We start from the raw sequence: 22394 nt of genomic DNA on the forward strand, positions 1-22394 counted from the left end.
ATCTGGGACACAGAGTTGCGTGATCGAGGGTCTTTCGCCCCCCTCAACCATGCCGTATCGTTGGAGCCCGAGCACGACCTCCCTCCCAATCAAGGGCCCGCTTGAGCAGGTTTCGCCCGCCGGAATTGAACTTCCGCCGGGCGGGTCGTGGGAAATCCGGACGGTGCGAGGCGGTTTCGTCTCCCCGTCCGACACGTGCCCTGAACCAGGAATGAGGAGCGACCTCGCCGTGTGGACGCAAGTCTATGACCCCCTAGGTAACTGGCCGCTCTCGACGCTCATGGCCGCGCTTCCGGTTCTCGTCCTCCTCGGGCTTCTGGCCTCGGGGAAAATGGGGGCGTGGCAAGCGGCTCTGTGTGGGTTACTCACCGCCTCCGTGGTGGCGGCGACGGTCTTCAGGATGCCCCCGGAGATGATTCTGGCCAGCGTGGGGGTCGGAGTGATCTTCGCCTTGTTCCGGATCGTTTGGCTGATCGTGGCGGCCGTCTTCCTGTACGACATCGCGGTGGCGACCGGGCAGTTCGACGTGATGAAGGCGTCGATCGCCCGGCTCTCCGGAGACCGTCGGCTTCAAGCTGTTCTGGTCGCCTTCTCGTTCGGGGCCTTTATTGAAGGCGCCGCGGGGTTCGGAGCCCCCGTGGCCATCTCGGCCGCGTTCCTCGTCGGCCTGGGATTCCAGCCTTTTCAGGCGGCCTTGCTCTGCCTGATCGCCAACACCGCGCCGGTGGCCTGGGGGGCGATCGGCACACCGATCCTGACCCTGAGTAAGGTGACCGAACTCGACGTCGAAGCCCTCAGCGCCACCGCTGGGCGGATCCTCCCCTTTCTCTCCCTGCTCATCCCCTTCTGGCTGGTCCGGACGATGACCGGGTGGCGGCAGACGTTCGCCGTCTGGCCGGCCCTTCTGGTGGTCGGCGGCACATTCGCCGGGATTCAGTTCGCCTGGTCCAACTTCGTCGGCTTCGAGCTGGTCGACCTGGTCTCAGCCGTCGGCAGCCTGGTGGCCGGCGTGGTCCTCCTCCAGTTCTGGAGGCCCAAGGACGAGTGGCGGTTCGCGCATGAGGAGGAGTCGGATAAAGAAGTCAGACCCCACGATCCCACCCACCAGCCGCTGACCGCCGGCCGGGTCGCGCGGGCCTGGATGCCGTTCGGCCTCCTCTCGCTGACGGTCCTCGTCTGGGGAATTCCCGCGATCGCCCCCCTGGGGACGCCGGCCGTCAAGGACTGGCTGGACACCCGCACCTCGTGGAAGCCGGCGATGATCGGACTCCACGAGAAAGTGGCCAAGGGAGAAGCCGTGACCGGCCACGCGCATCCCGAGCCGAAGGACTACGAAAAGGCAACGGTCGACCTCGTCCCCGTCTCTTCGACCGGTACCGCAGTCTTCCTCGCAGCCATTTTGAGCGGCCTTCTCCTGGGGGTCGGGCCGGCCACGATGGCGGTGACGCTGGCCAAGACGGTGGCACGCATGGTTCCGGCGATCGCCGCAATTTTCTCCATGCTCGCGCTCGGGTTTGTCACCAAGTATTCGGGGATGGACGCCGTGCTCGGCCTCGCCTTCACGAGGACCGGCCCCTGGCTCTACCCGGTGTTCGGCACCATGCTGGGCTGGCTCGGGGTCGCCCTGACCGGTTCCGATACCTCGAGCAACGTCCTCTTCGGCAACCTGCAAAAGATCACGGCGAAGAAGCTGGGACTCAACCCGATCTTGATGGCCGCGGCCAACACGACCGGAGGAGTCATGGGCAAAATGATTGACGCGCAGTCAATTGTCGTGGCAGCCGCAGCGACCGGTGAAGGAGGCCGCGAGGGCGAATTGCTCCGCGCTGTCCTCTGGCACAGCGTGGCGCTGGCCCTCATCGTCGGCGTCATCGTCTGGATCTATGCCCACGTCACCCCTTGGATGGTCGCCATGCCCCCCGTGGTCAGCTACTGAGAAATCCGTTCAACACCTCTGACGCGAGCGAAACTGTCCAGGCGAGGTGAAAGACTAAAAATGCCCCGCTCTCCCCACCGATTCGGTCAGGGAGACACGGGGCATTTGAGGACAGGTGGGACATCCGACCCTTGAATCAGCGATCCTTCCCTAGCGGGGAATAACCCGTAAAGGCCGGTAGAACGGGGCGGTGGGGCCTCCGGTGTCCCAGGAGAGATCCTGGCCCGACCGCTCAGCTCTGGCTCCGGCCATGGGTAAATTCATGCTCCATCAGGCTGAGGCGACCCTCTCCGGCATCGGGGGCTTCCGATAGGCCGGCGTCACGCATCTCGGGGGCCTCACGAGCGAGCTCGGCTTGCTCGGGAGCTTCAATATCCTGATAAATCGGCTCGACCATCGAAGAAGACGAAAGTGACGTCGAGTGTTCTGAAGCAATGAGACGCTTGGAACGAATCGCGATCGACATGCGACACCTCCCCGCGAAGCGCGGGTAAAGCCAGGGAGGGGGAGTCGCGATCCGGCGTTGCGGACCGAGATCAACTCCCTTCCCGCGACCGACCTTTCTCGCGGTCGGTCGCGCACCGGCCCAAGACAAAAGGGCAGTGCAGAGTCTTCCAAGAACCACGGACTCAGGACAAAATCGTGACCGGAGTTCGCAGCCTCGTGTGCTCCTTCGGCTAGTTTACCGCCTGATTCCAGGTTCGGCCAGAGCGAGAGCGGTCTTGAGCCGATCTCCTCGATCGAAATCAGGGACCGATGACGATTCTTCTCAACAGGAGTACATGATGCGAATCGGAATCCTTTCCGATACCCACAACCGCGTCCAACGCACAAAGCTCGCGGTGCAATTGCTGATCGCCGAGGGGGCCCAAGCCCTCATCCATTGCGGCGACCTGACAAACAGTGAAGTTGTCGAAGAATGTTCCGCCCTACCTTGCTATTACGTCTTTGGTAACAACGACTTCGACGAATCCGAACTGAGCCGTTCCATGACCCTGGGAGGCGGGATCTGCTTGGGGAAAGGGGGGGAGTTCACTCTGGCCGGACGGCGAATCGCGGTGACTCACGGCGACTCGACCCAGGAGATCCGCCGCCTCGCCGCGCTTGAGCCCGACTACCTGATGTTTGGCCACACTCATGTTCGGGCCGACGAAAAGCATGGGCCGACTCGTTACATCAACCCAGGTGCTCTCCACCGTGCACCAACCTGGACGGTCGCTCGACTCGACCTGGACTCGGATGAACTGCGTCACCTGGATGTTTTCGATCATCAGAGACGGTGAGATTCGGGCCTGTTAAAAGGTTCCGATCTGGCGGGTTTTGCGGCCCACGGCCTATAATCACAGACGCGATGCCGGCTAAGGACGGCAATCTCGACATCGCTGAAGTCATCCGCGCACGACGCGGTGCGTGCGAAGGTCGAAACGCCGATCTTGCTACGGAGGGATTCATGCGTCTCTGCCTGGTTGAAGACAATGCTGTCGCAGGCCTTGAACCATTGACTCTGACCCGTCCGGTGTTCGCTCTCCTCCTGGGATCGAGCACACTCGGCACCAAAATCGTCAAAGCGTTCGGTGTAGGTCCGGGTCCAAACCGCAGGGGTGTGGTGATTCGCCCGTACCTGGCCGCGCTCCAGCAAGCACTCGATCCCCAGACGCCGGTAAACGATCGCGATTGGCTGGCGCGTGGCCCTGTCCTGGCCGTCAACAGCCGCTGGGTGCCTCCCGCAAATCTTGATATCCCCAGTTCCTCCACACCCTGGGTCGGTCTGTGCAACGGACAACCGGCCTGCGCCTTGGTCGGCCCGGATCAGGCGATCGGGCTGGAATCGAACAGCGCCGCCGCCTGGTTCGATGAGCAGATGTCCCGAATGGGTGGAGTGGAGTTGGGCGGGGAATGGATCGAGCGCCCCTGGGACATCGTCGTCAAGAATGCCGACCACCTGGTTCGCGACTTCAACGCCGACGGAAAGGTCGGCCTGAGCAACCGCCACCTCACGACCGCCGCGCTGGTGGGACCGGCCAATCGCCTCTTCGTTCACGAAACGGCGAGGATCGACCCGTACACGGTGTTCGATACGACGAACGGTCCGATCACGGTCTCCGCCGGCGCCTGGGTGCAGCCCTTCACCCGGATCGAGGGGCCTTGCTTCATCGCCCGCGACACCCAGCTCTTCCGCGCCAACCTGCGGGGCGGGGTGACCCTGGGCCCCAACTGTCGGATCGGCGGCGAAGTCGAGGCGACGGTCGTCCACGGCCACTCGAACAAATACCACGAGGGGTTCCTGGGGCACGCTTACGTCGGCGAGTGGGTCAACCTGGGGGCGATCACCTCCAACAGCGACCTGCGGAACGACTACGGCGAAGTGTTCGTCCCGCTGGGCGGCGATCCCATCGGCACCAAGCAGGCCAAGGTCGGCTGCTTCATCGGCGACCACACCCGGACCGGTTTGGGCAGCATGCTGAATACGGGAACGGTGATCGGTGTGATGTGCAACGTCCTGCCCGCCGGACCGTTGTTGCCCAAGCACGTCCCTTCCTTCACCGCAGTGCTCTATGGCAAAGTCGCGCCCGGCTTCCCGCTGGAGCAAATGTTCGACACGGCCCGAATCGTGATGGGGCGTCGAGGCCAGGTCTTCACCGAGGTTGAAGAGCATCTCTACCTCGACCTTTACGAGCAGACTCGTCTCGAGCGAGAACGCGCTTTCCAGCGAGTCCACGATCGCCGAGGCGACAACTGGCCGGTCGCGGGACGGCCTCCGCTCAACTCCGGACAGGGAATCGCCGGCGTTTGACGATCGGTCGCGTCGATGCGGGTTCGATCGTGGGTGCCTGGGTTCGGTTCGGAGCACCCACGTCGCAAGCGACCTTGGGCCTCGCTCTTGCCCAGGCAGTTCCCCTCATTGCCGAGACGAAGCGCGCGGTCCCAGGTCGGCTCGCCGGCCCCTGCGCCTCGTCTCGTCCCCCACATCCTGGACGACTCGCCATCGTCTCGATCGCGCCTCCGGCTTTCCGTGAACCTTCTGACTTGCCCTCTACTCTAGGATGGGAAGTAGCGAGCGACGGCGTACCGATCGCTCGGAAGAACGCACTGATGCTGTTGAGAAGGCGGTCGATTGCCATGTTGGTGACGGAGATCGTTCACGGGGAGTCGAGTTCAGATCGAGTAGGGGACCTTGGCGCATACGTCTCGCTCGCGCTCATGGTCTTGATCGGATCGACCACGGCGACGGCCGCGAAATACGTCGTCCGCGAATTGCCGGTGGGGTTAGTCCCGGTGATCCGATTTGGCTGCGCGGGGCTCTGCCTGCTGCCGGTCGTCTGGCGTGAGGGAGCCCTGAGCCGACTGATTCGAAATGATGGTCTGCGGCTCCTCATCGGAGCGGCGCTCTGCGTCCCGATCAACCAATCGTTCTTCCTCAACGCCACGCGCCTGGCTCCCACCTCACACGTCGCCTTGTTCTACGCGGCGGTTCCCCTGGTCGTGCTGCTCCTCGCCAGCGCCTTGGGCCAGGAACGCCTGAATCTCGACCGGCTCGGAGGCATCCTGGCCAGCATCTTGGGCGTAGTCATCATCGGCCTGGGAAACTTCTGGCAGGGGGGGGCGGAGAGTCGAGACGCAGTCTGGGGAGACCTCCTGCTTCTCGGGGCCGTGGTCTCCTGGGGAGCGTACATGACGGTCAATAAGCCCCTGGTTGCAAAGCACGGGGCGCTGCCGGTACTCGCGGCCACCTTCCTGCTCGGCAGTCTCCTCGACTTGCCGATTGCGCTGGTGACGCGGCCAAGCTGGACCGCGATTGTGACCGCCTCACCGGCTGCCTGGCGCGGGCTGGCGTTCCTGATCCTGGTGTCGACCATCCTCGGCCTGGCCTTTCAGAACCAGGCGCTTCGCCGCCTCGATGCCAGCCAGGTGGCTTCGGTCGGCAACGCCTCGCCCATACTGACCGTCCTCTGGGGGATCTGGCTCTTTCACGAGGCGGTCACACCCGCGCTGGCCCTCGGTGGAATTCTGACGCTGGGCGGGATCGTCTGGACCAGCCGCAAAGACTTCAAGTTCGCCCCGCAACTCGCTCCGACCGATTCGGTCTCGCTCTGAGAAGGGGCGTAGCTTGATTCAAGCAAGCGGGGAGCTTTCGCTTCCCGCTCGCCTTTATGGGCGAGCGCATTCTCCTTCTGCAATCAGCGGCCGGCCTTCACGAGGATCCGGGATTGCTCGACGTCCTCAAGGGGAACGGGCGAAGGATCGGGGTGGTAGTGGGGAAGGTCGACCCAGCGTGAAGGCGGGACGGAGCCACCACCGGCGAGGTCTCGACGAAGCATGCTCCCGAGTTCGGTCGTCAGGGTGAAGGCGCCTCGGCCGTCGAGGTGAGTTGCATCGACGAATGCGGTGTGGTCGTACCCTGAGTGGCGACCGTCGACCACGGTGAGATGAGGATAGGGCTGCTGAAACGAGCGGACGAATTTCAGGTATCCCGCCTCGGCCCCCGTTTCCTCGCGTCTCGCTTGGAGCGCGGGGGAAACGGGTGGAAGCAGCCAGTAGACCCGAATCCCGCGTTCCGCGGTCAGGTCAAGAATTCGACGAATATAGGTTTTGTTCACGCGATGGCAGTACCAGAGATGCGAGAGAAGCGTCTTGTGCTGCTCAGCGCTGACCTCGCCGTTGAAGGCAGGGTTCCTGGCCGCGACGTTCGCGCCGTGGTTGACCCCCCAGTTTCGCTGACAGACCCGGTTGAGGAGTCGCATCGGGGAATCTTCTCCCCTGAATGCCGCCAGAATCGCGCCGCGGACCTCCAGCCGCCCCCGAAACGTCGGCAAGAGCCGCCCTAGGGCGAGGTTGACCAGGAGTGAGCCGCCGTGGTCGCTTCGTGCCAGGTCCAGGCATTCCCGAAACGTGAGAATCTCCTGCCAATAGCGGAGGTTGTAGCGAGGGCTACCTACGAGGACCCCCGGCTTGAAGTCGAGCACGACCGCCTTCGGCCGGGCCCCTGCATCGAGGGCGCGGCGGAGCAGGAAGTAGGTCGCCGGCGCGGGGCCTCGGGCAATCGCCAGGTTACAGGTCCGTTCCCCCGTTTCCGCCTCAAGAACGGACGGGATGACACCGTGCTTGACCAGGCTGTCGCCCACCCCAAGGATCGTACAGCCCGGCGCCTCGCGACGAGCCGCCTGGGCGCTGAGCTGCCAGCTCAGGCTGACCGGGTCCGAAAAGTCGAGCGGATGCCGGGCGACCCCACATTCAATCACGGCCAGCAGGCCGAGCATGCCGAGGAGCCCCCACGGAATCGAGGCCGAGACGCGTGCCCGCACAGGCGGAATTCCCACCGGAACGCAGGAGACGCGAGGCGATCGGGTCCGACTCGCCGGACCAAGGAGTCGAGGCGAAGACATCGCTCAAAGCCCTTCCTGAACCGCCAACAGCCCCGAGCGGTCCGGTCGGTTCGACCGGATTACCAGGGCCTTTCGCGCCTCATCCAGCGCCAATGGCCGAAAAAAGTCCAGGCCAAAGGCAACGCGCAATCGCAGTCGAGGGTGCGGAATCGCCGGCACATGCGACGCTATTGACAAGGCCTTGCTGCCCGATCGCCGAGTCGGTTATCCTCGCCCACCTCCCTAGTCTTGGCCGAAATTCACTGCGCCGCATCTTGAGCGGTCCGTAAGAGGTTGATTTCATGGGACGTTGCGGCGGGCTGGCCGTTTATGTGACGAGCCACGGCTTTGGCCACCTGAACCGCTCGGTGGCAGTGATCAACCGGATGCCAACCGACATTCCGGTCACAGTCCGTTGCCACCCGAACCTGTTCGCCCACTGGCGTGAGCGTCTCCGCCGGCCGGCGGAACTGGAGGCTCATGTCTCCGACGTCGGTGCCCTGAACCCGCCCGGCGATAGCAATGCGACCGACGGCGAGGCCACGCTGGCGATGGCGGGGCGAGTGCACGCCGAGGCGATCGCCCGGGTCGACGCAGAAGCGGCCAAGCTTCGCGACGAGGGGACGGCCGCCGTGCTTTGCGACGTCCCACCCGTTCCGCTCGTGGCCGCGCGTCGCGCGGGGGTGCCTGGGTTCTTACTGGCTAACTTCACCTGGGCCGATATCTACGCCCCTTACGCCAAGGTCCTGGGGAGTGAGGCGGCCGACTTCGTTGCCGCAATGCGCCGCGACTATCGCCAGGCCACTGCACTGTTCCGGGCCGAACCGGCCCTGCGAATGTCGGAGCTCGCGCCTACGATTGAGGTCGGGATGGTCGTGACCCCCGGGCGGAACCGGAGAGACGAGCTCGTGAAACAGCTCGGGCTTTCCCCCGCCGTCAAGCTCGTCTATTTCTACGTCGGCCGATACGGCCAGGCGAATCTCGGCTGGGAACGGCTCGCACGGCTCCAGAGCCGTGGGATTCACTTCGTGGGCTTTCATGAGGCACCGGTCGGCCCGTTGGCCAACCTGCACGCGATCGAGCCCACCGAATGGACCGGGGCCGACCTGGCGGCCTCGGCCGATGCAATCGTGGCCAAGGCCGGCTATGGCACCACCTGCGAAGCGATGGTTTCGGGAACACCGATGATTTATCCTCCCAGAACCGGTTTCGCCGAACACCGAGCCCTGGATCGTGCGCTGCGAAGCTGGGGGGGAGGCGTCCCTGCCTCCGCGCGCGCCTTTGCCGAGTTCCGGCTCGACTCGCACCTGAACAAGGCCCTCGCAATGAAGCCCGGCCCCCCCCCGTTCGCCGCTGACGGCGCAGGCCGGGTCGCTGAACGGCTGGCGCAGACCTGCCGGAGTACACCGCCTCGGAGAGTCCAATGAGTTCGACCCAGATCGTGATCCACCCCGCCGTTGAGCCCGAGCGGTTCGCCATCCTCGAATCGAAGTTTCCCTCGGCCCATTGGGTCAATGCCGTCACCCCGGCCGAAGCCCTGGCCGCGATGCCCGAGGCCGACGCCTTCCTCGGCAAGGTCACGCCCGAGTTGCTCTCGCTCGCCCACCGGCTCCGCTGGGTCCAGGCCTTCACGGTCAGCCTCGAGCATTACATCTTCCCCGAACTCGTGGATCACCCCTGCGTTCTAACCAACGCGCGCGGCCTGTTCGGCGACGTCATCGCCGACCAGGTCATGGGATACATCCTCTGCTTCGCCAGGAACCTGCACACCTACGTGCGGCGGCAGGTCGAGCACCGTTACGAACCGGTCGGCGGCGAAGCCGCTCGGGTCAACAACGCTGCGGGTCCGGGAACGGTCAACGCAATGGATCGGGCCACGATCTTCCTGCCCGACACGACGATGGGAATTGTCGGCTTCGGTGCGATCGGCAGCGAGATTGCGCGGCGAGCGCTGGCGTTTGGCATGACCGTCCGCGCGGTGGACCGCTACGCCGACCGCAAGCTGACCCCCGAGGGCATAGCCTCGGTGGACGGACTGGACCGGCTCCCCGAGTTGCTGGCGTCGAGCGACTTCGTCGTCATCGCCGCGCCCCACACGCCGGAGACCGAGGGCCTGTTCAACGCCGCGACCCTCGCCCAGATGCGTCCGGGCAGCTACCTGATCAATATCGGTCGAGGCGCGATCGTCGTGCTCGACGACCTCGTGGCCGCCCTCCGTGCCGAGCGGATCGCAGGGGCCGCCCTCGACGTCTTCGAGGTCGAACCGCTTCCCAAGGAACACCCGCTCTGGGATTTCCCCAACGTCATCATCACCCCTCACACGGCCGGCTATTCCCCCGCAATCGCGGCGCGTCACCTCGCCATCCTCGTTGAGAACGTCCAGCGATTCCGCCGAGGCGACCCGCTGAACAACGTGGTCGACAAGTCCATGTGGTTCTGAACCCGATCAGCGCGAACCTAACGATTCAGTGTCAGTCCCGGAAGGTCAGGCTTCACCGAGAAATGAAGACCGTTGGGGTGCCACGGGTTCCATACTCGGAACCCTGGCTCCCCGGGCCAGGGATTCGCCTGCCGGGACAGACTCTCAGAGGCTCCTCGCCTGAGCCCCCCAATCCTTGAGCGGAGAGTCAAACCCTCGTCTTGTGGAAGACGCTCGGTTCGACGGCGGGAAGCCCGAAGAGCCGGTTGTGGAGCATCTGCTCAAGCGTCTCGAGATCGCCGACGTACGAGGTGGCCGGGATCGTGTCCCCCGTGACAGAGGCTGGGTCGGGATAGGACTGGAGAAGGGCCAGGCGGTCGGGCAGGGGAGGATGCGCAGGGTCGTGCGCGCCGCCATCGGTCAGGACTTGCAACCGCATCGCGGTGTGCACTTCGGCGGGGAGTCGATACCAGAAGGCGCGGAAGAAGGCGTAGAGATTGGGCGCTTCGGGATCGTCGGGGTTGTAGTGTTCGAGAACCTCACGAAAGAGGGGCTGGACGAGCGCGACCTTCACCAGGGCCGAGGCGGCCGCGCTGCCACCTGCAATCGCGGCCGCCGAGCGATCGGCCCGGGTTTCCTGCCCTCGGGCAATCGGACCGATCAGGCGGGACGACCAACGGAAGCAGGTCCGTGCCAGGAACCCAAGCGGCCCGTGCTCCTGACCCGCCGATTGGTCGAGCGCCTGGCGCAAGCCTTCGACGAAGCGAACCGAGCGGGCCGCGCGAGTCGCATCGCCCCGCGCCAGATGGGCGAGTTCATGCGCCAGGATCGCGCGAATTTCCGCCATGGTTAGAACGCGCAACAGGGGCAGGCCAAGAATCAAGGCGCGCGAACGCTCCCAGGCGACGACGCCGCAACACGGGAGATAGGTCAGTCGCACCTGCCCCGGCGGCTTCACTCCGAGCCGACGCGCCACTTCGTCCATAGCCGTGAATAGCAGGGGGGCATCCGACCGAGCGAGCACCGGACCAAGGTCGGCGTCGGGATCGCGCGTCTCGGTGATCACGTGGACCCCACCCAAGATCTCGAGAACCCCACCCCAGTCTCGAACCTCGTCACGGAGCCAGCCCCGAATCACCGGTAAGAAGCCCCCCAGGGCGATCAGACCAGCCGAGCCGGCGAGAACACCGGCCCAATACGTATTCTCCAGCCAGCGCAGAGCTACGCCGCGCCAGAATAACGAGAAGGACCCCGCCGGCGGTGGTTCGATATTGGAACGGGCTGTGGGTATCTCGTCACTTGATTCGCGACGGCGCGCGCGAAACGTCTCGCGGCAATGCGAGCAACGAAGTCGATGCTCATCGCCCGCGACCTCGTCCAGCGGCTCCAGCCCCGAGCCGCAACCAGGACAAAGCAACCCGCGGGGGGGTTGCCCTCGCTCCATCCGTCGCCTCCGCGATGTGTCGACAACTGGTTGGCCAGAATCGGCCATCATGAAGACCTCTGATGATTCAAATTATCCCCGATCTTCTTCGGAGGATATCCCAGTTTGTTATTTCTGCGACACGCCTGCAGAAGAAAAAAGAAGAAGTATTCGGAAACCATCCCCCCTGAAATCCATTCAGAAATCCGAATTCGACCAACCCGAAGTCGTTCAGGGGCTTCAACCTTAACAGATTCGCTAATCGGGAGTTCAAGACGACAATGATCAAAATCCAGACGTTTGTAAGAAGAGAGGGGGTTGACGTTGTGAGACAGTTGTCTTAGGATACGATTGCCGGGAGAGACGGTCCGTCCCGGCCCCGGGCTTGCGTCGTCCCAACGGGGCGCGAGATCGGGGCGGATTTGACCCGTTCGCTTTTTGAGATGACCGCCGATGGCCAAGCGTCCACTGACCATTCCTGACTCGGAACTTGATGTACTGAAGGTCCTCTGGGATCGAGGCCAGGCCACGGTCCGTGAGGTCCTGGAAACCCTCCGCACTGCCGGGCGTCAGTGGTCCTACGCCACCGTCGCCACCTTGCTCGACCGCCTCGAGACCAAGGGCGTGGTCACCAGCGACCGGAGCGAGCTTGCGTTCGTCTACCGGCCCGCGATCACGACTCAAGAAGTCCGCCAGAAACGAGTCAACAACCTGGTCGAGAAGCTTTACCAGGGGGAGACCGGCCTGCTCGTGCTCCACTTGCTGAAGTCGCACCCGCTTGATGCCCGCCAGGCCAAGGAAGTCCAGTCGGTCCTCGAAGAGATGACCGGCGACGCATCACGGAAGAGAGGAAACGACTCTTCTCCGTCCGCCTGAATCATTCTCTTCCTGCGCGGTCCTGCTGCTCTCATCTGATTTTTGGTCCGGCCAGTTCCTCCCTCCAAAGGTACTGGCCTCGACCTTGGTCTTTATTTCGTATCGACGTCCCACACATCGCTCGCATCTCGACCTGCCTCGGAGAGGGAGACCGATTATGGCCGCACGTTCGCCCATGCGCCCAGCGCACTGGATCGTCCTCGCGTTGGTCTTAGCCCCGGCCTGGAAAGTCGTCGAACGCCTCGGCCGCTCCGGGCCCAAGGCGGTCAGTGCGAAATCGGTGGCCGAGGGCCGCATCCTGTTCAATCACGATTGGACCGTCAACGACCCCTTGACCAAGGGGGACGGCCTCGGGCCCGTCTTCAATGCAACCTCGTGCCTCGCCTGCCATAACCAAGGCGGAGCGGGAGGCGGAGGACCGGTCGCTCGAAACGTAACCGTCTATGGCCTCTCCGGCGGATCCACGAGCAAAGTCCCCCCCTCGGGCGTCGTGCATCAGAAGGCAATTCGCCCGGAATTCCAGGAAACCTTGAACCTGGTCCACAGCTCTCTCCCCCACGAGCCGTCGATCCCCCTGAGCGTGCTCACCGACCGGTCGCGAACCCGCTCTCCCGACGTCGTGATCACCCAGCGAAATACCCCTGCCTTGTTCGGCGATGGCCTGATTGACGCCGTCGCGGACGAGACGCTGCTCTCGCACCAGCGCGAGCACTCGACCGCCGCCCGCCTCGTCGGCCTCAACGGCGCACGCGACTCCAAAGTTCGCGGGCGGATCGCGCGGCTCGCCGACGGCCGGATCGGTCGGTTCGGCTGGAAACTCGAGTTCGCCACGCTCAATGACTTCGTCAAGGCCGCCTGCGCCAACGAGCTTGGCCTCTCCAATCCGGGCCGGCCGCAAGCCGTTCCCCTCGGTCAACTCGCCTACAAGTCGGAAGGGACCGACCTGACGGACGAGCAATGCGTGATGATGACCGACTTCATCCGCGACCTCGCCGCCCCCACCCAGGTTCTCCCCTCGGACTCGAAGAGCCGGTCGCAGGTCGAGGCCGGGCACACGTTGTTTGCCAAGATTGGCTGTGCCGATTGCCACTCGGAAAAGCTCGGGCCGATCGCAGGAATCTTCTCCGACATGCTCCTCCACGACATGGGGGTCGAGCTCGAGTCGAGCACGGGTTACTACGGCTCGATCATCCCGCAGCCGACGGTCCGCAACGATAAATTCGCAGTCTCGGAGCAGCCGACTCCCGCCGAATGGCGGACGGCCCCGCTCTGGGGCGTGGCCGACTCGGCCCCTTACCTTCACGACGGCCGCGCCGCCTCGCTCGAGGACGCGATCGTACTTCACGGCGGCGAGGCGAGCGACGTGGCCGTCCGCTTCAAAGAAATGTCCGGCCCGGATCGCGACGCGGTCATCGCCTTCCTGAAAACCTTGCGGGCCCCCGCGCAAACGGAAGAGCCGAAAACCCTTGCGGTGAGGTGACCTCGAAGTCGTGGCCGACGTCACCATCTTGGTCTGCGCCTGTGGCATGAGGCTGAAAGCGGCCGGGGCTGTCCCCGGCCGCGTCGGCAAATGCCCCTCCTGCGGCGGTCTGCTCCGAGTTCCGGACGCTCTGGCCGTGACGACAATCACCGCCCCCCCTTCCGTCGCGGCGGATCCCGCGCTCGATTGCGAAGCGACCGCCGGGGCGTATGGACTGGCGGCCTCCTCCCCATCCCGGCCTTCGAGCTACTCCGCCTCGCGGGTCCGTTCCACTCGGAGTGGGTCGACACCATCCAGCAAGTCGAGGTGGAACGGTTGGATCCGAGTACCGCCTCACCCGGAGACCCGATTTCGCGAGAGCCTGCTCTACCCACTCTGGGGGGAAACCGGGATCGCACTTCTGTTGCTCATGCCGCCCGTTTTCTGGCTCGCGACGACCCCGCTCCTGTCGATCTTCCTGGCCTGGGGAAATGGGAGTGTCACCGGGCCCCTTGGAGCCATGCTGGCCCTGCTCCCGGCCGGACTCATGCTCCTACCGTTAGCGGGCTTTACGCTCCTCTTCTTCGGGCGGATCATCACCACAAGTGCGATAGGCGAAGTCCATCATCCCCGCTGGCCGGACTGGGATCCCGAGGAGATGCTACGCGGACTCGGCCGCTGGATCTGGGCGATCTTGGTGGGTGGGCTGCTCGGTGGGTTCCCCTCGGTGGCCTATTGGCTGTATTGTGGGGATGTTGACCTGCTCGACGCGATCATCCTCGTGGAACTGGCGGCCTTGGGAGCCGTCTACGGACAAGTTGCGCTGCTGGCGTCGATCTTGTATGACGATCCTCTGGGGGCTCACCCGGGGACCGTCGTCCGAGCGATCTGGCGGGTCGGGTGGGCCTGGCTTTTCCCCTCGATCATCATCGCGACGTTCCTGACCGTGGCCTTCTACGCGTTGACGGTTCTTCTTGAGTTCCAGAGCCCTTGGATTTCTGCTTTGGCTTACTGGGGCTACTGGGTCTTTCTCTGCTACGGAGCGATGGTGGTTCTGCGAGTGCTCGGGCTCTTCTACCATCGCCATGCCCGGGTGTTGGGCTGGTTCCGTGAGCGACCGAGGTGGGGCGGCTGAGATGCGCAAGGCCTGGTACAATCCCAACGCACCGGTCGTCCCAACCATCGCCGAGATCCGGACCGTCAGAGACAGCCAACGCGACCGGAAGCGACGCCTCCGTGGGGCCGGGCTGCTGGCTTGCCTGCTTCATCCCGTCTGCGACGGTCCCGGCGTGGCCTTGCTCGTGTTCATGCCCCCGGTCCTGTTCGCACTCTCGCTGCCTGTCTTTGACTGGATCGCGATCGTCGACCCGTTCCGCCGCGCGGACTGGGCGATGGGGTTGCTGGCCTTGCCCATCTTCCTCCCGCTCTTATTCAGTTTCTCGATGACGCTGGGATATACCCTGCTCGTCCTCGGCCAGATGCTGGTCGCCAGCGCCATGGGAGAAGCCGATCAGCCGGCTTGGCCCGAATGGAACCCGGAAACGATCTCCGAAGGGCTCGCCCGTTGGATCTGGGCGGCCCTCTTCGGAATGGCCGTGGGTGGTTTCCCCACCGTCCTCTACTGGATGTACTGCGGCAATATCGACTGGTTCGACCGGATCATCTTTGCCGACCTGATCATCATGGGTGCCGGTTATGCGTCAATGACCCTGGCCGCGTCGCTCCTGCACGAGAGCCTCGCCGCTGCCAACCCGATCACGGTCCTCGTCGCGATTGGCCGGATCGGTTGGGATTATGTTCAGCCGTCGCTGGTCGCCGGCCTGAGCGTCATGCTCTCCGGAGGCTTCCTCTGGACCGTGCTCTTCGCGATCCCGTCGCTGCGGTTGGCCGCCATCGGCCTCTGGGCCTTCTGGGTCTTCGCCCTCTATTCAGCGATGGTCTCGTTTCGGGTGCTCGGCCTGACCTACTACGCCCACTCCGACGCCTTGGTCTGGTTCCGCTACCGGCCGAAATGGGCCACATCGTCACGCGCGGGGCGGCTCTACACTAACTCCTAGAAATCAGCGAAGGGCCTCATCACGGCCCTTCGCTCTGCGTCTTCCAAGCGGCCCGGCCATTGGAATTCACTGCTACAGTCTGCCAAGCTCCCCGCTAACTGAGCGGCAGGTTCAAAACCCCTTCCGCGACCACGGTGACCTTGCGGCCGATCGCTTCGAGCATCCTCCGGCCGCGTTCGGCGTCGGCTGCTTCCGGATGGCCAACGGCGCCGTGCTGGGTCCGCCGACCAAAGTCGCGGGCCCAGGTGATGGAACGGAGTGCGCCGGTGTCCGGGTCGGGATCGTCGAGGATCAGATCCTTCCGCACCAGGTCGGGGCGGAGGTGCATGATCATCGACGTCTCGATCTCGCAGGCATGCCCCATCGTCTTGCGCGGCCCCTCACACAGGGCGGCAATCTCGGCCTCGGCGAGTTCCCAGTACGCGGCACCCGTCAGCACGGCTTGGGGGAACTGAACGTCGAGCCGTCGCAGCGCGATCCGAAGCGGGTCGATGTTGCCACCATGGCCGTTCAAGTACATCGTCCGCCGAAACCCGTCGCGGAGCAGGGGGGCCAGTAACTCCATCAGCACAAGTTCATAGGTCGGCAGCGAAGCTGTGAGCGTGCCGCCGAAAGGGAGGTGATGCTCGCTCGCACCCATCCAGAGGACAGGGAGCAGCAACACCCGGTCGGGCAAGTTGCGCTCGACCGCGTCGGCGACCGCCCCCACCAGGATCGAGTCGGTGAAGACCGGCAAGTGCCGGCTATGCTGCTCACACGCGGCGATCGGCGCGATGATCAGCGTGTCCTCTCGCGAGAGGGCGCGGAGTTCTGGGGCGGTCATTTCGGCAAAACGCATGCGGCGGCCTCCTCACGCGGCGAGTCGAATCAACAAGAGAATGGCGATCGAGTAGAAGATCAGCAGGCCGGTGGCGTCGACGAGCGTGCTGATCAGCGGGGCCGAGACGACCGCGGGGTCGATGTCGAACCGGCGTGCCAGCAAGGGGACCAAGGCCCCGACGCCGTTGGCCCAAATGCAAATCCCCAGAATTGCCAGGCCAATGACCGCCCCGAAGATGGGGGGATGACCAAGGATCAACCAGGTGAACCCGAATCCGAGTACCCCCAGGAGCATCCCCAGGAGGAGCCCGGTCAGCACTTCACGGCCGACCACCTTGATGGTGTCGCTCGGGCGGATATCGCCCAAGGCGAGGCCACGGATGATCGTGCCGACGCTCTGGCTCCCCGCGTTCCCGCCGGTCCCGATCAAAAGGGGAATAAAGGTGTCGAACTCGAGGAGCGGGAAACGATCGTTCACCCAGTTAAATGAGTGCACGACAAAGCGAGTGATCGTTCCGGCAAGGAAGAGCATCAAGAGCCAGCCGATCCGCCGCCGGACCGCTTCGACGATCCGCCCTTGCCAGTACGACTCTTCATCGGCCTCGGCATCCTTCGAAACACCACCGAAGGCGAGGATGTCTTCGGTCTGCTCCTTCCGGAGAATGTCCATCGCATCGTCATGCGTGATGATACCGACCAGCATGTCCGTGGTATCCACGACGGGAATGGCGATCAGGTCATACTTGCCAATCTGGCGGGCCACCGACTCCTGATCCTCGTCGACCCGAGCGAAGATCACGTCGTGCCGCATGATGTCGCCGATCCGGGCCGAAGCACTCCGGGAGAGGATCAGCGTCTTGAGTGAAACGAAGCCAACAAGCTTGCGCTGCGGGTCGACGACGTAGTTGTAATAGATCGTTTCACTGTCGGGCGCATCGTGCCGAAGCCGTTCCAGCGCCTCGCGGACGGTCAGTTGTGGGGAGAGTGTGACATAGTCGGTCGTCATTACCGAACCGGCTGTCCCCGGCTCGTAGCTGGCGAGCCGACGGATATCCTCGCGTTCGGCCTGCGCCAGGTGGGGGAGGATCCGATCGACATTGTCCTCTTCGAGCCGGTTGACAAGGTCGGCCCGCTCATCGTGGGACATCAGGTGGAGCAAGGCGGCCGACTCGGCCGGCGACATCGACTCGATCAGGTGAACCTGGCGCTCGCTATCGAGGTAGCTGAGGATCTCGGCGCGGTTCCGCGCAGGGAGAAGGCCGAGGATCGTGTCCCCCTCCACTGGACGGAGGTCCTCGATCATCTCGGCGACCTGCGCGGGGTGGTGATCGCTGAAGAAGTCGCGAAGCGCCGCCGTCTCACCGGCCTGGATCAACTCGCGCAGGTCGGGAACCAGCAGCGGGTTTCGCATTCGGTACCCTCATGGACGCGTAACATTCGAAGAAATCGTGCCTGACAACTCAGGGCCTACGGCCAATGACCTCTTTCCCCATATACGGTTGCAACACGGTGGGGACATCCACCAGGCCGTCCGCGCGCTGATAGTTCTCGAGGATAACGATCAGGGCCCGGCTCAAAGCCAGCGCCGTACCGTTGAGCGTATGGACAAATCGAGTCCCCTTCTGACCCGACGGCCGGTAGCGAATATTGAGCCGACGCGCCTGGTAGTCGGTGCAATCCGAGGTGCTGGTGACCTCACCATATTCCCCGGCTTCGCCGCGACCCGGCATCCAGGCTTCAAGATCGTACTTGCGATAGGCCGGGCCGCCCAAGTCGCCCGAGCAAATGTCGAGCACTCGATAAGGGATACCCAAGGCCGTGAAGATTTCTTCCTCGATCGCAAGCAGTTCCGCATGCGCCTGGTTGGACGCCTCGGGCGTCGTGAAGGCGAACATCTCGATTTTCGTGAACTGGTGAACCCGATAGAGTCCCTTGCTCGCCCGCCCCGCAGCGCCGGCCTCGGTCCGGAAGCAGTGCGAGAGCCCAACGTATTTCAGGGGGAGCACCGCCTCATCAAAGATCTCATCGGCGTGCATTCCACCCAAGGTGATTTCCGCAGTGCCGATCAAGCTGAGGTCGGATTCCTCGACCGAGTAGATCTGCGTTTCGGTCCCGCGCGGGGTGAACCCGATCCCCTCGAGAATCTGGTTCCGCGCCAGGTCGGGCGTGACGATGGGGGAGAACCCCTTCGCCACGAGCGTCCGGATCGCGAACTGCTGGAGTGCTAGTTCGAGCAGAACGGCATCGTTCTTGAGGAAGTAGAAACCATGGCCCGAGACCTTGGCCCCGCTCTCGAAGTCGATCAGGTCGAGCGCCTTGCCGATCTCAACATGGTCCCTCGCCTTGAAATCGAAAGCGCGAGGCGTGCCCACTTTGCGAAGTTCGAGGCTCTCGTCCTCAAGGGCACCGATCGGAGCATCGGGGTGGGTGAGATTCGGAATCCGCGCCAGGTGGCTTTTCAAGTGAGCATCAAGGCTCTTGAGCTCGGTCTCATTATCACCGATCGAGGCCTTGAGTTGTTTCCCCTCGGCAATGAATGCCTGGCGCTTTTCCGGGTCCTTCTCCTTCCCCGTCGCCTGGGCGTTGGCATTTTGGAGCCGGCGAACTTCCTCGACTTCTTGGAGGAGCGTCTTCCGCTTCTGCTCCAACTCGACGACGACATCAACGGCATCCAGGATATCAGTTGGGACGTTTCGATTGCGGCAATTCTGTTTGACGGCCTCGACATTGGCCAAGAGATATTTAATATCAAGCATCGAACGACCCTGAAAAACAAAAAGGTCTCGTGATAGTTAGAAACGTCCAACCTGAAATGAGCGGTCGTCAATCGTCAGGGATGCACGCCCCTCGGTTGAGCGACCTGCCCCGAAGCATGATCGCAACCTGGAGTAGCGACCGTTCGTCGCCAGCCCCCGAGATGGATACTCATGCTAGAGCGATCTTCGTTCGGCTGGATCATTGGCCTATCGCCCTGAAAGGCTGGGGGCCACACTCGGTCCTCAGCCTTCCGGCCCTCGCACCGGAGTCCAAGCCCGGCCCTCAGCCATTTCACAATAGCCAACTCGAGGGTCAACACCTCTAAACTCTCAATTCCCGCTCCGCAGCCCTGAAGGGGCGACCGTTCATAGCCAGGGGCGCAAGCCCCTGGAATTGTGCTACCACCCCGTAGCTTCCCGTAGCCCCGGAGGGGCGACCGTTCATAGCCAGGGGCGCAAGCCCCTGGACACATGGCTTCACCCCATGACTTCCCGCAGCCCCGAAGGGGCGACCGTTCATAGCCAGAGGCGCAAGCCCCTGGAATTGTGCTATCACCCCATGACTTCCCGTAGCCCCGGAGGGGCGCAAGCCCCCGAAAGGGACCCCAATCCCCCTCACTTTCAACCGATGGCGAGCCGAGGCCAAACGCGTCGCGAATCAATCCCACAGGTATTTCTCGTCGTATTCAATTCCATGCCGTTCCAAGAAGATGAGATACTCCTCCTGAAACGTTGTTGTCCGATGATGTTCGTTCTGATCTTCGAGATATTTTCTTACGTTTGCGAGTTGGGAGTAACTGACGGTGAACGCCCCATATCCCGACTGCCAGGCAAAACTCCTCAAATCGTCGTACGTCTCATGAACCCATTTCGAAGAAACGGACTTGATGCCACGCAACGCCTCTACCAAAGAAGACTGCTTATACAAAGAAACGAGCAAATGAACGTGATCAGGCATTCCACCTGCTGCGAGTAGAGTTCCCTTCTCCGCGCGAAGATAACCTCCAATATACTCGTACAAACGAGGCAGAATTTCAGGTTTGAGCGTAGGTTCACGAGACTTTGTGCTGAAGATTAGATGGTAATAAAGACATACACAAGGATTGCGGCATTGCGAACCATGATTTCGAAAAGTTGACGGCCCGGGCTGGCTACTGACGGTCGCCCTTTCAGGGCTGCGAAAAACAAAGAACTAAAGATCCACCTCAACTCCAGGGGCTTGCGCCCCTGGCTAGGAACGGTCGCCCCTTCAGGGCTGCAAAAAAAAAGAACGTAGAAGGGGGTCCGCCTCAACTCCAGGGGCTTGCGCCCCTGGCTAGGAACGGTCGCCCCTTCAGGGCTACAAAAAAACAAAGAACGAAGAAGGGGGTCCGCCTCAATTCCAGGGGCTTGCGCCCCTGGCTAGGAACGGTCGCCCCTTCGGGGCTACAAAAGAACCGAGGGGATCTACTTCAACTCCAGGGGCTTGCGCCCCTGGCTAGAAACGGTCGCCCCTTCAGGGCTGCAAAAGAACCGAGGGGATCGGCCTCAACTCCAGGGGCTTGCGCCCCTGGCTAGAAACGGTCGACTCCTCGGGGCTACGAGAAAACTTGGGCTCACACCATTCTTCCAAAGGTTCCTGACGCTCGCCAAACACAATCAGAAACGGTTACGAAATTATGGCACCGCGGATTCGGATCGATCTCCCTCTTTGACCAGTTCCTCGAACAGGTGAGCACTAGCCTTGATTCCCTTCTGGAAGTCGGCCAGGGAGAACTTCTCGTTAGGCCCGTGCAGGTTGTCGTCGTTCTGCCCCCAGCCAAGGAGGAGGGTATCGACTCCGAGTTGATCTTTGAGAAGCCCCACGACGGGAATCGAGCCCCCTTCGCGGATGAAGACCGGGGCCTTACCGAAGCCCGCCTCGACGGCGCGGACGGCCGCGCGAACGCCGGGGCTGTCGACCCCGACGAGGACGGCAGGGGCACCGTGGTGAACGATCAGCTCATAGGTGACCCCGGGGGGGCAGACCGCTTTGAGGTGAGCCCGAAACTGCTCGGCCACCGTCGTCGGATCTTGGCCGGGGACGAGACGGAAACTGAGCTTGGCTCCCGCCTTGCAGGGCAGGACGGTCTTGGGACCAGGTCCTTGATAACCGCCAAAGATCCCGTTCACGTCGCAGGTTGGTCGGGCCCATTTCCGCTCGAGGGTCGTGTAGCCCGACTCCCCTTCCAACGACGATACACCGAGACTCGCCTGAAACTCGGCCTCCGAGAACGGCAGCTTGGCGAACTCCGCCCGCTCCCAATCTTCCAAGGGCTTGACCGGGTCGTAGAAACCGGGGAGCTGAATCTTCCCGTCCGGCCCCTTCAGGCTCGCAAGGATCACCGCAAGGGCGTTGCAAGGATTGGCGACGGTCCCCCCGAAGGTCCCCGAATGGAGGTCGGTCCGCGCCCCCTGGACGAGCACCTCGAAGTAGGCCAACCCCTTCAGGCCATAGGTGATCGCCGGCATGCCGGGGGCAAACTGGCTTGTGTCCGAGATCACCGCGTAGTCGCACGCCAGTTTTGTCTTGTTCTCAGCGACAAACTGCTCGAGGTTCGCTCCGCCAACCTCTTCCTCCCCCTCGATCAGAAACTTCACATTCAAGGGAAGTTCGCCCGCCCCCTTGAGCCAGGCCTCGGCGGCCTTGAGGTGGGTGAACATTTGACCCTTGTCGTCAGTGGCACCTCGGGCATAGAGGTTGCCGTCGCGCTCGGTCGGTTCAAACGGGGGAGAGACCCAGGGTTCGAGAGGCTCCGGGGGCTGAACATCGTAGTGGCCATAGATAAGGACCGTGGGACGTCCGGGCCGTGGGGCGTTCCGGGCAAAGACGATCGGATGCCCCTTGGTCTCGATCAGCTCGGCGGCCAGTCCCATCGCCTCGAGGTCGTCGCGGATGAACTCGGCCGCGCGGCGGGTGTCGGCGTCGTGATCGGGCTGGGCGCTGACGCTGGGTATCCGGATCAGCGCTTTGAGCTGCTCCACGAAATCCGCGCGATGAGCGTCGATATAGGCATCCACCCGGTCGATCGCCATGTCCAACACCCCTCGTCAGTAACCTGGTTCCGGACCTTCCTCATCATGCGGAATCCCGCGGGGAACCCAGTATAACAGTCCCGACGAGCCCGGGCGATGGTTTGCGGCGCGACCTTCGCCCCACGCCCCTTCACAAGTTAGGGCAACCAGGCAAAACGCAGCCACGGGCGCAAGCCACGACGACCAGGCGGATGATCCCAGCCAGGGGGAAGTCGTATGTCGTTCAAGCGGA

17 protein-coding genes and 1 pseudogene are annotated in these 22394 nt (G+C 63.3%); 10 read left to right on the forward strand and 8 right to left on the reverse strand.

What is annotated here, in order from left to right:
- Positions 1 to 211 precede the first annotated feature (211 nt).
- Positions 212 to 1936 (forward strand): L-lactate permease, encoded by a 1725-nt coding sequence (locus SINAC_RS16030; protein WP_044147594.1) that lies wholly within the window; start codon positions 212 to 214, stop codon positions 1934 to 1936.
- A gap of 232 nt (positions 1937 to 2168) precedes the next feature.
- On the opposite strand, the gene SINAC_RS16035 is transcribed toward SINAC_RS16030, so the two are convergent.
- Entirely contained in the window at positions 2169 to 2402 is a 234-nt protein-coding gene (locus SINAC_RS16035; protein ID WP_015246683.1) for a hypothetical protein, read from the reverse strand.
- A gap of 316 nt (positions 2403 to 2718) precedes the next feature.
- On the opposite strand from SINAC_RS16035, the gene SINAC_RS16040 reads away from it, so the two are divergent.
- From SINAC_RS16040 to SINAC_RS16050, 3 genes are all read left to right on the forward strand, one after another.
- Positions 2719 to 3219: a metallophosphoesterase family protein gene (locus SINAC_RS16040; RefSeq protein WP_237722510.1), complete on the forward strand. Its 501-nt coding sequence runs from the start codon at positions 2719 to 2721 to the stop codon at positions 3217 to 3219.
- Positions 3220 to 3386: 167 nt separating this feature from the next.
- Entirely contained in the window at positions 3387 to 4730 is a 1344-nt protein-coding gene (locus tag SINAC_RS16045; RefSeq protein WP_015246685.1) for a putative sugar nucleotidyl transferase, read from the forward strand.
- Positions 4731 to 5029: 299 nt separating this feature from the next.
- A complete protein-coding gene (locus SINAC_RS16050) occupies positions 5030 to 6031 on the forward strand; it encodes a DMT family transporter (protein ID WP_154673681.1) in 1002 nt (333 codons plus the stop codon).
- A gap of 83 nt (positions 6032 to 6114) precedes the next feature.
- Here SINAC_RS16050 and SINAC_RS16055 read toward each other — a convergent pair whose 3' ends face one another.
- Positions 6115 to 7320: a hypothetical protein gene (locus SINAC_RS16055; RefSeq protein WP_015246687.1), complete on the reverse strand. Its 1206-nt coding sequence runs from the start codon at positions 7318 to 7320 to the stop codon at positions 6115 to 6117.
- A 281-nt stretch (positions 7321 to 7601) separates the two neighbouring features.
- Here SINAC_RS16055 and SINAC_RS16060 point away from each other — a divergent pair, with 281 nt between their 5' ends.
- Entirely contained in the window at positions 7602 to 8726 is a 1125-nt protein-coding gene (locus SINAC_RS16060; RefSeq protein WP_015246688.1) for a hypothetical protein, read from the forward strand.
- Positions 8723 to 9739, forward strand: a complete 1017-nt coding sequence (locus tag SINAC_RS16065; protein WP_015246689.1) for a D-2-hydroxyacid dehydrogenase — start codon at positions 8723 to 8725, stop codon at positions 9737 to 9739. Before SINAC_RS16060 ends, SINAC_RS16065 begins: the two co-directional genes overlap by 4 nt.
- A 187-nt stretch (positions 9740 to 9926) precedes the next feature.
- Here the strand turns inward: SINAC_RS16065 and SINAC_RS16070 are convergent, their stop codons facing one another.
- Positions 9927 to 11162, reverse strand: a complete 1236-nt coding sequence (locus SINAC_RS16070) for a M48 family metallopeptidase (RefSeq protein ID WP_015246690.1) — start codon at positions 11160 to 11162, stop codon at positions 9927 to 9929.
- 432 nt (positions 11163 to 11594) lie between these two features.
- Here SINAC_RS16070 and SINAC_RS16075 point away from each other — a divergent pair, with 432 nt between their 5' ends.
- The 4 genes from SINAC_RS16075 (at position 11595) to SINAC_RS16090 (ending at position 15533) form a co-directional block, all read left to right on the forward strand.
- On the forward strand, positions 11595 to 12017 hold the full coding sequence (locus tag SINAC_RS16075) for a BlaI/MecI/CopY family transcriptional regulator (RefSeq protein WP_015246691.1): 423 nt from the start codon (positions 11595 to 11597) through the stop codon (positions 12015 to 12017).
- 157 nt (positions 12018 to 12174) lie between these two features.
- Positions 12175 to 13497, forward strand: coding sequence for a di-heme oxidoredictase family protein (locus SINAC_RS16080; RefSeq protein WP_015246692.1), 1323 nt, complete (start codon positions 12175 to 12177; stop codon positions 13495 to 13497).
- A gap of 10 nt (positions 13498 to 13507) precedes the next feature.
- Complete coding sequence (locus SINAC_RS16085; RefSeq protein ID WP_015246693.1) at positions 13508 to 14611, forward strand: hypothetical protein; 1104 nt, start codon at positions 13508 to 13510, stop codon at positions 14609 to 14611.
- A 1-nt stretch (position 14612) separates the two neighbouring features.
- Entirely contained in the window at positions 14613 to 15533 is a 921-nt protein-coding gene (locus SINAC_RS16090; RefSeq protein WP_015246694.1) for a hypothetical protein, read from the forward strand.
- Positions 15534 to 15627: 94 nt separating this feature from the next.
- Here SINAC_RS16090 and SINAC_RS16095 read toward each other — a convergent pair whose 3' ends face one another.
- The 5 genes and pseudogenes from SINAC_RS16095 to SINAC_RS16120 form a co-directional block, all read right to left on the reverse strand.
- A complete protein-coding gene (locus tag SINAC_RS16095) occupies positions 15628 to 16371 on the reverse strand; it encodes a creatininase family protein (RefSeq protein WP_015246695.1) in 744 nt (247 codons plus the stop codon).
- 12 nt (positions 16372 to 16383) lie between these two features.
- Complete coding sequence (gene mgtE, locus SINAC_RS16100) at positions 16384 to 17763, reverse strand: magnesium transporter (protein WP_015246696.1); 1380 nt, start codon at positions 17761 to 17763, stop codon at positions 16384 to 16386.
- 49 nt (positions 17764 to 17812) lie between these two features.
- Positions 17813 to 19108, reverse strand: coding sequence for a serine--tRNA ligase (gene serS, locus SINAC_RS16105; protein ID WP_015246697.1), 1296 nt, complete (start codon positions 19106 to 19108; stop codon positions 17813 to 17815).
- Between the two features lie 658 nt (positions 19109 to 19766).
- A pseudogene (gene tnpA, locus SINAC_RS41885) lies at positions 19767 to 20192 on the reverse strand (IS200/IS605 family transposase); the annotation flags it as partial.
- Between the two features lie 572 nt (positions 20193 to 20764).
- The gene (locus SINAC_RS16120) at positions 20765 to 22162 is read right to left on the reverse strand and encodes a dipeptidase (protein ID WP_015246699.1); all 1398 of its coding nucleotides are present in this window, start codon (positions 22160 to 22162) and stop codon (positions 20765 to 20767) included.
- Between the last annotated feature and the right edge of the window lie 232 nt (positions 22163 to 22394).

It is taken from the genome of Singulisphaera acidiphila DSM 18658 (assembly GCF_000242455.2).
In the GTDB taxonomy this organism is placed as follows: Bacteria; Planctomycetota; Planctomycetia; order Isosphaerales; family Isosphaeraceae; genus Singulisphaera; species Singulisphaera acidiphila.